This window comes from Flavobacterium esculini, assembly GCF_048284325.1.
Taxonomy (GTDB): Bacteria; Bacteroidota; Bacteroidia; order Flavobacteriales; family Flavobacteriaceae; genus Flavobacterium.
In genome coordinates, this window is sequence record NZ_JBLVPI010000003.1 from 29,934 (window position 1) to 41,857 (window position 11,924).

At 35.6% G+C, this 11,924-nt stretch carries 11 protein-coding genes; 8 read left to right on the forward strand and 3 right to left on the reverse strand.

Annotated elements, in window-relative coordinates:
- The first annotated feature begins 95 nt into the window (after positions 1-95).
- From pcaF to ACNQGG_RS03630, 5 genes are read left to right on the forward strand one after another with little or no spacing between them, the layout of a single operon-like run.
- Positions 96-1,310 carry a 3-oxoadipyl-CoA thiolase gene (gene pcaF, locus ACNQGG_RS03610; protein ID WP_417961627.1) on the forward strand — a complete coding sequence of 405 codons (1,215 nt, stop codon included), beginning with the start codon at positions 96-98 and terminating at the stop codon, positions 1,308-1,310.
- Between the two features lie 7 nt (positions 1,311-1,317).
- A complete protein-coding gene (locus ACNQGG_RS03615; RefSeq protein WP_417961629.1) occupies positions 1,318-2,130 on the forward strand; it encodes an SDR family NAD(P)-dependent oxidoreductase in 813 nt (270 codons plus the stop codon).
- Positions 2,131-2,150: 20 nt separating this feature from the next.
- Complete coding sequence (locus ACNQGG_RS03620; RefSeq protein ID WP_417961631.1) at positions 2,151-2,390, forward strand: hypothetical protein; 240 nt, start codon at positions 2,151-2,153, stop codon at positions 2,388-2,390.
- Between the two features lie 19 nt (positions 2,391-2,409).
- Positions 2,410-2,727, forward strand: coding sequence for a cupin domain-containing protein (locus ACNQGG_RS03625; protein ID WP_417961633.1), 318 nt, complete (start codon positions 2,410-2,412; stop codon positions 2,725-2,727).
- A gap of 40 nt (positions 2,728-2,767) precedes the next feature.
- Positions 2,768-3,418 carry a nuclear transport factor 2 family protein gene (locus ACNQGG_RS03630; protein WP_417961635.1) on the forward strand — a complete coding sequence of 217 codons (651 nt, stop codon included), beginning with the start codon at positions 2,768-2,770 and terminating at the stop codon, positions 3,416-3,418.
- Positions 3,419-4,893: 1,475 nt separating this feature from the next.
- On the opposite strand, the gene ACNQGG_RS03635 is transcribed toward ACNQGG_RS03630, so the two are convergent.
- From ACNQGG_RS03635 to ACNQGG_RS03645, 3 genes are all read right to left on the reverse strand, one after another.
- Positions 4,894-5,379 carry a hypothetical protein gene (locus ACNQGG_RS03635; RefSeq protein WP_417961637.1) on the reverse strand — a complete coding sequence of 162 codons (486 nt, stop codon included), beginning with the start codon at positions 5,377-5,379 and terminating at the stop codon, positions 4,894-4,896.
- A gap of 157 nt (positions 5,380-5,536) precedes the next feature.
- Entirely contained in the window at positions 5,537-5,902 is a 366-nt protein-coding gene (locus ACNQGG_RS03640) for a DUF2200 domain-containing protein (protein WP_417961639.1), read from the reverse strand.
- An 11-nt stretch (positions 5,903-5,913) separates the two neighbouring features.
- Positions 5,914-6,306 (reverse strand): DUF1801 domain-containing protein, encoded by a 393-nt coding sequence (locus ACNQGG_RS03645; protein WP_417961641.1) that lies wholly within the window; start codon positions 6,304-6,306, stop codon positions 5,914-5,916.
- Positions 6,307-6,752: 446 nt separating this feature from the next.
- Between ACNQGG_RS03645 and ACNQGG_RS03650 the strand changes: the two genes are divergently transcribed.
- The 3 genes from ACNQGG_RS03650 to ACNQGG_RS03660 all read left to right on the forward strand — a co-directional run bounded on the left by ACNQGG_RS03650 (position 6,753) and on the right by ACNQGG_RS03660 (position 11,865).
- On the forward strand, positions 6,753-7,331 hold the full coding sequence (locus tag ACNQGG_RS03650; protein WP_416835146.1) for a TetR/AcrR family transcriptional regulator: 579 nt from the start codon (positions 6,753-6,755) through the stop codon (positions 7,329-7,331).
- A 150-nt stretch (positions 7,332-7,481) separates the two neighbouring features.
- Complete coding sequence (locus tag ACNQGG_RS03655) at positions 7,482-8,693, forward strand: efflux RND transporter periplasmic adaptor subunit (RefSeq protein WP_417961643.1); 1,212 nt, start codon at positions 7,482-7,484, stop codon at positions 8,691-8,693.
- Positions 8,694-8,703: 10 nt separating this feature from the next.
- The gene (locus ACNQGG_RS03660; protein WP_417961645.1) at positions 8,704-11,865 is read left to right on the forward strand and encodes an efflux RND transporter permease subunit; all 3,162 of its coding nucleotides are present in this window, start codon (positions 8,704-8,706) and stop codon (positions 11,863-11,865) included.
- The last annotated feature ends 59 nt before the right edge of the window (positions 11,866-11,924 follow it).

Genomic DNA, 11,924 nt, shown 5'->3' on the forward strand with positions numbered 1-11,924 from the left:
TTTTTAATCAGATGAAATCGCCATGATTCCAAAACACAAACTGGAATGAAGAATGCCGATACCATATTCCTTTAAAAATAAATTATTATCTACGTATGAAACAATCCTATATCATTGATGCTATCCGAACACCAATTGGTAGTTTAGGAGGCACTTTATCAGCTCTTCGTGCCGATGATCTCGCAGCATTACCAATTAAAGAACTAATCAAAAGAAATCCAAATTTACCAGCAGAGCTAATTGACGATGTGATTTTAGGGTGTCATAACCAAGCGGGGGAAGACAATCGAAATTTAGCTCGAATGGCTTTACTATTAGCCGGAATACCACACACCGTTCCAGGTGAAACGGTCAATCGTTTATGTTCATCAGGAATGTCAGCGATTATTCATGCCAATAGAGCCATTAAAGCTGACGACGGAGATATTTTTATTGCAGGCGGAATGGAGCACATGACCCGTGGCCCGTGGGTGATTTCTAAAACATCAAAACCTTTTGGCAATGATGCGCAACTGTTTGATAGTAGTTTTGGATGGCGCTTTATTAATCCCGAAATGCAAAAATTATACGGTACCGATGCAATGGGAGTAACCGCTGAGAATTTGGCAACTATGTATGGAATAAGCCGTGAAGATCAAGATTTGTTTGCATTTCACTCGCAACAAAAAGCATTTATAGCACAACAAAACAGCATTTTAGCGGATGAAATTATGAAAATTGAAATGGCGGATAGAAAAGGTAATATTACTATTTTTGATACAGATGAATTTATTAAGGGCAGTACAACACTAGAAATCCTCTCCAAATTAAACCCCATTTTCAAGAAAGAAGGAGGAACAGTAACCGCAGGAAATGCTTCTGGATTAAATGATGGAGCTGCTGCCATGTTGATTACTTCGGAAGAAGCATTAAAAAGACACCATTTTATTCCAAAAGCAAGAATTGTATCATCGGCGGTAGTAGGTGTAGAACCTCGAATTATGGGAATTGGTCCTGTTGGAGCGACACAAAAAGCATTACAAAAAGCAGGTTTAACCCTCGACCAAATAGATGTATTTGAATTCAATGAAGCTTTTGCCGCTCAATGTTTAGCGGTTACTCGAAATTTAGGAATTGCCGATGATGACGTTAGAGTAAATCCGAATGGTGGAGCAATTGCACTTGGACATCCACTCGGAATGTCGGGTACTCGAATCATACAAGCGGCTATGAATGAGCTACAACGTTCAAAGAAAAAATATGCACTTGCCGCTATGTGCGTTGGCGTTGGGATGGGTTATGCCGTAATAATTGAAAATCTTACTATTTAGAAAATATATGAAAAATATACACTCAAACGAGGATAAAAAATACAATCACCTACTGTTAGAAAACAAAGTCTGTGTGATTGTCGGGGCTGCATCTTTACGCAGTATCGGATATGCTACGGCTGAACTTTTTGCAGCTCATGGGGCTAAATTAGTCCTTCTTGATTTGGTAATGAATGCGAAAATAGCCAATGAGGTTGGTACTTCCATCGCTTCACAAATAGGTCATACACCTGACATTATTTATCATCAATGCGATATACGAGATATCTCAGATTGTGATAAAGTGATAGAAATGGCAGTAGCACATTTTGGAACTATTGACTGCTTAGTGAATTGTGCAGGCATTGTAAAATCAGAAGGAATGTTGTCTATCACTGATGAAGCGTATGATTTGATAATGGATGTAAACCTTAAAGGTACTTTCAATATTTGTAAAAGTGCTTTGAAAATATTTACTAAAAAGCAAGCTGGAGTTATCGTCAATTTATCATCTTTGTCGGCTCAACGTGGTGGCGGATTGGTAGGAGGTACTCACTATGCCGCTTCAAAAGGTGGAGTTATTAGCCTTACTAAAGCTATAGCTCGAGAATTTGCACCCATGAATATTCGAGCGAATGTAATTTGCCCAGCCATGATCGAAACCAGTATGCTGGATGGACTTTCGGAAAAACAATTGAATGATGTGATTTCGGGAATTCCATTAAAACGTGTTGGTAAAACGATAGAGTTAGCCGGTACTTGTCTTTTTCTAGCTTCCGACCTTTCGGGATTCATTACTGGTACTACTATTGATGTTAATGGTGGAATCCATATTCATTAAAAGGTACAAACAATTTCGGAATGGACATATTATTAAAATACTATGGTTTAGATTGGCTAGCAATGGCTTCAAGTTTGTTAGCCGTTTATCTAATAGGGAATAAAAACCGAATAGGTTTCGCTTCCTTTATGCTTGCTAATGCGCTTTGGATATATTTGGGAATTTTTAGAATGCAAAGTTTTGGCATCAGTATAGGCAATGTATTTTTTCTAATCATGAATTTTAGAGCGTATCTAAAATGGAGAAAAGTTCAAGAGTAAAAATAATTAAACTAAAAAAATGATTGAAGTAGACACACTACCACAAAATGACATAAAAGAAGGATTCAAAGCAAGGTTTGTTCATACAGAAAATTTCACCTTGGGTTACTGGGATGTCGAAGAAGGGGCGATTTTGCCCATGCACTCACATTTCCATGAACAAGTTACCCAAGTTTTGGAGGGGAAATTTGAATTGACCATTGCCGAGGAAACAAAAATCTATGAAAAGGGACAACTTGCTGTGATAGCACCGAATGTAGTGCACGGAGGAAAAGCACTTACAAAATGTAAGATATTTGATATATTTTGTCCCGTTAGAGAAGATTACCAAATTTAATTTTTAGGTGTTTTATCAAATCAATTTTAAACTATCAAAAATGAAAAGCAAAGCTAATTTTACTATACGATTTGTATTGTATTTCGCCTTTTTATTAATTTCTAATCTACTTTCTGCCCAGAAAGTAGAGGCTAAAAACAAAATAGGCAACTCGACTCTCCATAAACAAACAAGTACTTTGAATACAGAACAACTTCTCGCACGTATTATAGCCACTGAAGACCGACTTGAAATCCTAAACCTTCTTGCAGGTTCAGCTTTTAGTTCTGATGTAGCATCGGAATCGTATTGGACGAAAATGTTTACAGAAGATGCCACCTTTGACAGAGGTGCTACAAGACAAGATAAAGGTCGAGATGAAATATTGAAAATCGTCAATGCACCTGAACAGAAGGAGGCTATCAAAGGCGGAATGACACATTTAACAATGCTTCCTCATATCTCGCTAAAGGGCGATACTGCAGTAGCTACGGGTTATTTGCTTATAGTTATGCCAGACACAACAGCCTCCCATGTGCAACTTCCTGGTAAAGGAACTTCTACTGGATTTTCTATTTATCAACTCACAGTGAACCAATGGAAACTCTTGCGAACTACAGATGGCTGGAAAGTTACTAATCGCTCAGTAAGACCCATATCAAGTGCCGATTCTCGTGCTATTCTTCAACAAGCAATTGAAGTAAAAAAATAGTTAAATAACACCAGATACCTTTAACTTTTATATTGGTTTCATTCAGCCTCTAACTTGCCCCAACTCCTATTTTTCTTTTCCTCATTTGCGCCTCAATAAATGGTGCAAACCTATTTACTCAACGTTGAATTGTAGGGTGAACAACTGAAACTCCCACATTTTTATTATCTCCTACCTCTTTAACTCAACGTAAACCTAAGTTTGAAAAATATTGCCTTAAGAATTATAGCTCTTGGAGAACAATGACCTTTAGTATTCAAGAATTGAAGGATTAAAAAAAAATGAAAGTAAAGGTTATTATTAGATGCAACAGAGCTAAAAACAATCCGCATAGACTTTATTAATTATTAAATTTAACTCTAGATGAATAAAAAATATTCTATGTCTAGAAAAATTTTATCACTTTGTTCCAACCACTGGATTAATGTGTTCTTTCAAATACTTAGAGGTTCAAAAATCGTCATCTAAAAAAAGTATCTATATTTGTTTATTTTTTTTTGTCTTATTTTATTCAGATTAGTACCTTATTAGTGCCTTGAAGTCTGCAAACTTTGATAAAATCTGGGTTGCTAATTTCTGCATCGGGGTAATCATTATTAATTACAATACTTAATTGTCGTTACAATGTCATGACAATTAAATATATAAATTCATGATTTATATTATCGATACCATTCTCTAAAAATAATTAAGTAAATTTGAGAAATAGAATTTAACTTTAATAACTCTTCACATAGCCAGTTTCTTTAAATCATCTATGAATTGTTAAGTAATTATAGTATTTAAATTACAATTTATAGTGCCTGATATTTCTTTTTTTTACTCCAGTCTTTAAAAGTGTTCGATTGTGAATAAGAGTTCGACAGTCGAACTCTAACATCTCCTTTATGTACATCTTTTTACTTATAAAAAACTTAGAATTATTGAAAAACATTAAAAATACTTAGTTAAATTTTTTAACTTTAAAAAATTACCATCAAAAAATAATTATTTAAAATATTAAAAACCAATACATTACATCATAATTTCAAACTATCAAAAAAAGTTAAGATTGGTATAAGGTGTTCGATTGTAATCCCGGCGACTCCACTAATTCATTTTCAATTGAAACCAAAAGCCTGTAAATCTTAGGATTTACAGGCTTTTTCGTTTTTATTAATTTCAAATATCATCATTAAATTATAATCGGAAGGGTGCTTATTCGGTTACCCAAGAAAAAGTAATTTTTAGGTACCCGAATTTCAAACAAGACCTTGTTTAATAAGGAGTTTGAATACTGAACATCTTGACAATAGAATATTTAAAGTCGAAATTTAATAACTTCAAAAGTCACCACATTATGAAAAACAAAATTGCAATACTTTTTTATGCAAAGAGTGCAAACAAAATACAGTGTAGCAAATCAATATCTATTTAACGAGTAGTGAAAATATTAATTAATTTAAACTAATCAGGGAAATAACGTGCCTATTTACTTACTGTTTATCAATACAGTCAACAGTTGTAAATTTAAATTTCACACGTTCAAAATCGATAGGTTTACCTTTAACAAAGTAAGAGGAACCCATAGTGGTTTGTATTTCACCATTTCCTAAAATAAGTGTGTTCCCTCGTTTTAGAAATGCCATTGGATTTTTATATGTTATTTCTTTATTAGCGCCCTGAATAAAGGTATAACTTATAAATAACGTATCTCCACGGAATTCTCCTGCTATTTTCCCAATCTTTTTTGGCATATTAAAAAATTTCATCTCCATATCACCAGTTATTTTTCCGTTTTTTAAAGTGTTCATTTTTAGTTCAAGAGTATCTTGTTCGTAAAGTGCCTTATAGCATTGGACACTCAGCGGTTTTTCAGTCTGAACTTGGGTGCTTTTTTCGATATTTTCGTTTTGATTTTTTTTACAGCTTTGAAATCCTATACAAGCAAACAGCAAACAAAAAAGAACTGGAGTTTTCATAATAGTACGTATTTAGTTAATAATTATAGTCATATCGATTCCCAATTTACGCATAAATAACATGCAATGGTAGTTTTTCTCTTTTGTTCATCATACGCTCTAAGAAGCGCAGTACTGCTGGATCATTCTTGGAAAGTGACAAATCATCCAAGTCACGCTACTCCACTCGCAAAATCTTCTCGATCTTTCGCCCTTTAGCCAACTCATCTACAAGCTTGTCCAAATACCTTACCTTTTGCGTTAACGGATTTTCGATTTCTTCTACCCGATAGCCACAGATTACACCAGTGATTAGGTGAGCATTAGGATTTAATACAGCATTCTCAAAGAATTTTTCAAAACTAACTTTGCCTGCAATAAGGGCTTGCAGTTTTTTTTCATCATAACCAGTCAGCCACTCAATTACTTGATACAATTCATCTTTTGTTCTGTTTTTTCGCTCTACTTTTGTGAGATAATGTGGAAATACCGTTGCAAATGTCATTTTTGCAAAACGTTCATCGTGATTGTTTGTATTATTCATAACGCTCCATTTTATTTTAACCTTAGTAATTGTCCTTTTCTTTTTACAATGTTTTTGTAATCCCATTGAATATCTCTTGATTTTTTCAGACAACGTTTAAGGTCCTTTGGATTGATTTGCTCAACGCTAGTAAAGAAAATAGAAGCATCTTTAAATTTGTCACCTCGTATCTTTAAATTGTCTTCTTCAAAGTCAGCACCACTCCAAAACATCAAACGCAATCCTGCTTTCTGTTGACTGTAACCAACAATTGGATTACCCTCTAAAAACCAAACAGGATGGCCGTGCCAAATTTTGCTTTCTGCTTCAGTCAAAACGTTGTCAATAGTCTGAGCAAGTAAATTGCAAATTGTTTTGCAGTCCGAAGTCAGCTTGTCGTTATATCTTTTAATCTCTTCGTTCATCTGATTGTGCCTTTAATATGGCTTCCAGCGTTTTGTTTCTTTACGATATGCGGTCTTTAAAAGCATAAATTTATCTTAACCAAAAAACTTAATTAAAAGTACAAAAGTAATTGGCAAACGCCAAAAAATTCACAAAGCAACCAAACTTAGATTTACGAACTACCCTGTACATTTTTAAATTAACAACTGTTACACCAATCTCTCGCTAATTCATCTAAAAACATTAATGCTAGTCTTTTAGTTAGTAAAACGGAACAAAACTTCTCGATACGCTTCGCACTCGAAGTGATCTCCCTAAATACGCTAACAGTCATACTCTTTCATTTTCTTAAATTGCTTTTTTTTTAGCTCCTAAAAAAAAATACAACTAAAATTAAAAATAAAATTTAATTCTGAAACGCTTGTTCCAAAAATAATTATATCTTTGCACTTTAAAATTACTCCTAATGGCTCGCTGTGTAGAATTTAACGAAGTTGAAAAAATTGAAAAAGCAATGAATGTCTTTTGGGAAAAAGGATATAATGCTACTTCAATGCAAGACCTCGTGGATGCAATGCAGATCAATAGAAGTAGTTTATATAATACAATTGGCGACAAACACCAATTATTCATGAAATGCATCAGCAATTATTTTGAAACAGCAATGTGCGAAGTAAAGCAAAAAGTGGCCAATGAAAAATCTGCGAAGCAAGCTCTTATCAACATTATTAATGATAAAGCATCTTGGATAGTAGATTGTGAAAAAGGTTGTCTTGGTATTAAAACTATTTTTGAATTAGCACCTGAAGACCTTGTAGTTCGCAACTTAATGAGTAAAAACAATGATATTTTTATTGATTTTTTAGCTGAAACGGTTCAAAAAGCAATGGATAATAAGGAAATGGATGATACTGAAGATGCTGCTTTAATGGCAGAGTATATTATGACATCATTTACTGGTTGGAAACAATCCTATATTCTCCATAGAAATCCAATCAAAATCAAAAAAATGTCAGAATTCCTGATTAAAAATATATTTAAATAACATCTTTTTTTTCGCCTAAATTCTGGAACGTTTATTTCAGAAAATAATATACAATAAGCATACACATTTTTAAATTACAGCATTGATTCTGAAACGATTATTCCAGAATTATCGCTACACAAAATTACTAACCTTTAAATAAAAAACAGCATGAATTCTGAAACGTTTATTCCAAAAATAACTGCAATATCTAAGACCAATTTAAATCCAATTACAATCATGAAAAAAATTACCATTTTAAGCATAATGGCTGTGTTTTTAATCAGCTGTGCAGATAAATCGCAAGCACCTGCTGCTGCGCCCGCTCCTCTCCTGCCTGTTATGGCAATAACTACTGAAAACACTACTACTGATACCGAGTATCCTGCTTCCATACAAGGTACGGTTGATGTAGAAATCCGCCCACAAGTAAGCGGTAATTTAGACCGAGTTTATATCGATGAAGGTGCTTACGTTTCAAAAGGACAATCTTTATTCAAAATAAACGAACGTCCTTTCCGTGAGCAACTTAACAATGCATTAGCAAACCTTCATGGTGCCGAAGCGGCATTAATCAACGCGCAATTGGAAATTGATAAACTGACTCCACTTGTACAAAATAAAGTAGTTTCGGACTATCAGTTAAAAACGGCTAAAGCTTCTCACAGAATTGCAGCTTCGAATATAGAGCAAGCCAAAGCAATGGTAGAATCTGCAAGAATTAATTTGAGTTACACGACAATCAAAGCTCCAGTAAGCGGTTACATTGGAAGACTTCCAAAAAAACAAGGAAGTTTAGTATCTGCAAGCGATATTGAACCATTAACCAATCTTTCGGATATTCACGAAGTGTATGCTTATTTCTCATTAGGAGAAACGGATTTCATCAACTTTAAAGGTCAAAATTCAGGAAATACTCTTGGTGATAAAATCAAACAATTACCACCTGTTTCTCTACTATTAGCCGATGGCAGCACCTATTCTCAATTAGGAAAAATCGATATGGTCGACGGGCAATTTGATAAAAACACAGGAGCAATAACTGTTAGAGCAACTTTTCCTAATGCAAGCGGTACTTTACGTTCCGGAAATACCGGAAAAATTCGTTTAGGCATTCAACATAATGATGCCATTTTAGTTCCTCAATCGGCTACGATAGAAATGCAGGATAAAGTTTTCGTTTTCACCCTAAACAAAGGAAATAAGGTCAACAAAATGCCCATCACGATTATCGGTAAAAGCGGGACTGACTATCTTATCAAAGACGGTGTAAAATCAGGCGACCAAATCGTATTAAGCGGTATCGACAAACTTCAGGAAGGACAAGTTATTGAGCCTGAGAAATCAACCGCTAAAGTTGCTCTAATAATTAACAAAAAATAATTTTACGAAAATGTTCAAAATATTTATACAAAGACCCGTACTGGCAACGGTTATCTCCATATTATTGGTGATATTGGGTATACTTGGGCTTACGAAATTGCCTTTACAACAGTTCCCTGATATTGCACCGCCATCGGTTTTAGTAACGGCCGTTTATCCGGGAGCCAACGCAGAAACGGTTTTGCGCTCCGTTGCACCATCACTGGAAGAATCTATAAACGGTGTGGAGAACATGACGTATATGAGCTCAACAGCCAGTAACGACGGTACTTTAGCAATTACCGTTTTCTTTAAATTAGGAACGAATGCTGATCAGGCTGCCGTTAACGTTCAGAACAGAGTGGCGCAAGCTACAAGTCAATTGCCAGCAGAGGTTGTTCAACAAGGTGTAACCACGGCGAAGCAACAAAATAGTTTTATCATGGCGATTGGTATGTATACCGAGAATGAATCGAAATACGACCAGACTTTTATTGCTAATTATGCCCAAATCAATATCATCCCTGAAATCAAACGTATTCCGGGTGTAGGTTCAGCCAGTATTTTTGGAGGTGTAAAAGATTATTCCATGCGTGTTTGGTTAAATCCAACTCAAATGGCGACCTATAAGATTACGCCAAATGAGGTAATGGCCGCTATTCAGGATAAAAGTTTGGAAGCTGCTCCAGGGAAATTTGGAGAGCGAAGTAAAGAAGTTTTTGAATACGTTATCAAGTACAAAGGAAAACTAACCAAACCCGAAGAATATCAAAATATTGCAATACGTTCTAATGCTGATGGTTCTATACTTCGATTAAAAGATGTAGCGAGAATTGAACTTGGAGCCTACTCCTATAATAGTTTAACGCGTTTGAACGGTAAAAAAGGAGTCGTAATCGGTATCATTCAGTTGGCGGGTTCAAACTCAAATGACATTCAGGTTGCGATTAACAAACTGATGGTAAAATCAGCTAAAGATTTCCCGGCAGGAATAAAACACAATATTTTCTATAGTACAAAAGTTTCTTTGGACCAATCGATAGAACAGGTTGAACATACTTTAATAGAAGCTTTTATATTGGTTTTCATTGTAGTGTTTATTTTCTTGCAAGATTTTAGATCGACTTTAATTCCGGCCATTGCAGTTCCAGTGGCAATTTTGGGTACGTTTTTCTTCATGCAGTTATTCGGATTCTCGATAAATCTATTAACATTGTTTGCCTTAATTCTAGCAATTGGTATTGTGGTCGATGATGCGATTGTTGTCGTCGAGGCCGTGCATGCAAAAATGGAACATAAACATCTGTCTCCAAAAGTGGCAACACACGAAGCGATGCACGAAATTACAGGTGCTATTATTTCCATCACGTTAGTAATGGCCGCGGTATTCCTGCCAGTTGGTTTCATGGAAGGTTCTACTGGAGTTTTCTATCGCCAGTTTGCTTTCACGATGGCAATTGCAATTGTAATTTCAGCAGTTAATGCTTTAACCTTAAGCCCTGCCCTAGCCGCTTTGTTCTTAAAAGACAATCATGCTGCAAACGGCGATATTCCATATGAGAAAAAAGGATTCAAGGAGAAATTCTTTAACGGATTCAATAATAGTTTCAATTCTTTAACGAACCGTTACGTGGGCAGTTTGAGATTTTTGGTTCGCCACAAATGGGTTAGTTTAGGTGGTTTAGCGGTAATTACTTTAGCTACAATTGTAATGGTAAAAAATACGCCTTCAGGATTTATTCCAACTGAAGATCAAGGATTTATTGCTATTGCGGTTAATACCCCATCGGGAACCTCTTTAGACGGAACTCAAAAAATAATGACTCAGGCAGAAAACACATTGAGAGGTTTAGACGCATCCCGATTTGTAACTGCGATTTCAGGTTTCAACTTATTAACGAATTCGACAAGTCCATCTTCGGCAGTTGTTTTTGTTTTGCTTAAACCAAATGAAGAGCGCGGAAAAATCAAAAATATCGACGAAATAATGAACGAGGTTCGTGGTAAATTAGGCGCTATTTCTGGCGGTAGTTTCTTCGTATTTAGTTTCCCGACTGTTCCTGGTTTCAGTAACGTGGAAGCATTAGATTTAGTCCTTCAGGATAAAACTGGCGGTAAACTGGATAAGTTTAGTGGTATTTCTCAAAACTTCATAGGAGAATTGATGAAACGACCTGAAATTGCGGTAGCCTTTACCAGTTTCAAAGCTGATTATCCTCAATTACAATTGGATATTGATGATGCAAAAGCCGATCAATTGGGTGTGAAAGTAAAAGACATCCTGCAAACCATGCAGGCTTATTTTGGTAGCGCACAGGCATCAGACTTTAATCGATTTGGTAAATATTACAGAGTAGTTGTTCAGGCTGATATTGCTGATAGAGCTGATCCGTCATCAATAGACCGTGTTTTTGTAAAAAACAAAAATGGTGAAATGGTTCCACTAAATACTTTGGTAAAACTGACTCGTATTTATGGTTCTGAAACAGCATCGAGATACAATTTATTTAATTCCATTTCGATCAATGCGATTCCGAAACCAGGATTTAGTTCCGGTGACGCCATCAAAGCAATCGAGGAAGTGGCTGCTCAACAATTGCCAGCAGGCTATAGTTATGAATTCTCAGGACAAACACGTGAGGAGATTTCTTCCGGAGGTCAATCAGCAACAATTTTCCTTCTGTGTCTGATATTCATTTACTTCTTGCTTGCCGCACAATATGAGAGTTACATTTTGCCTCTAGCAGTCATCTTATCTATCCCTGCCGGAATATTCGGAGTATTTGTAGCCATTGGCTTGACCGGAATCGAAAACAACATTTACGTACAGGTTGCTCTTGTCATGCTGATTGGATTACTGGCCAAAAATGCGATCTTGATTGTCGAGTTTGCTTCGCAGAGAAGAAAAGCAGGAAAATCATTAGTTGCTGCATCAATAGAAGCTGCAAAATTGAGACTTCGCCCAATTATCATGACATCTCTGGCCTTTGTCGTGGGGTTAATCCCAATGATGAGTGCCACAGGACCATCAGCTCAAGGAAACCACTCGATTAGTATTGGTGCTGCCGGAGGAATGGTTTCAGGAGTAATCCTAGGGTTGTTAATCATCCCGGTTTTATTCATCGTATTCCAACATTTACAAGAAAAGGTTACTGGAAAACCACTAGCCGTAATTCATAACGAAGAAAAATAAAAAATGGAAAATTATATAACCACAATTCTGATAACAGTTTTTGTTATCATCGCATACAT

What these genes read in the sequence shown, in the direction of transcription:
- ACNQGG_RS03635 (WP_417961637.1), bottom strand. Translation starts at nt 5,379, where the DNA reads ATGAAAACTCCAGTTCTTTTTTGTTTGCTGTTTGCTTGTATAGGATTT.
- ACNQGG_RS03645 (WP_417961641.1), bottom strand. Translation starts at nt 6,306, where the DNA reads ATGAACGAAGAGATTAAAAGATATAACGACAAGCTGACTTCGGACTGC.
- ACNQGG_RS03650 (WP_416835146.1), top strand. Translation starts at nt 6,753, where the DNA reads ATGGCTCGCTGTGTAGAATTTAACGAAGTTGAAAAAATTGAAAAAGCA.
- pcaF (WP_417961627.1), top strand. Translation starts at nt 96, where the DNA reads ATGAAACAATCCTATATCATTGATGCTATCCGAACACCAATTGGTAGT.
- ACNQGG_RS03655 (WP_417961643.1), top strand. Translation starts at nt 7,482, where the DNA reads ATGAATTCTGAAACGTTTATTCCAAAAATAACTGCAATATCTAAGACC.
- ACNQGG_RS03615 (WP_417961629.1), top strand. Translation starts at nt 1,318, where the DNA reads ATGAAAAATATACACTCAAACGAGGATAAAAAATACAATCACCTACTG.
- ACNQGG_RS03630 (WP_417961635.1), top strand. Translation starts at nt 2,768, where the DNA reads ATGAAAAGCAAAGCTAATTTTACTATACGATTTGTATTGTATTTCGCC.
- ACNQGG_RS03660 (WP_417961645.1), top strand. Translation starts at nt 8,704, where the DNA reads ATGTTCAAAATATTTATACAAAGACCCGTACTGGCAACGGTTATCTCC.
- ACNQGG_RS03625 (WP_417961633.1), top strand. Translation starts at nt 2,410, where the DNA reads ATGATTGAAGTAGACACACTACCACAAAATGACATAAAAGAAGGATTC.
- ACNQGG_RS03640 (WP_417961639.1), bottom strand. Translation starts at nt 5,902, where the DNA reads ATGAATAATACAAACAATCACGATGAACGTTTTGCAAAAATGACATTT.
- ACNQGG_RS03620 (WP_417961631.1), top strand. Translation starts at nt 2,151, where the DNA reads ATGGACATATTATTAAAATACTATGGTTTAGATTGGCTAGCAATGGCT.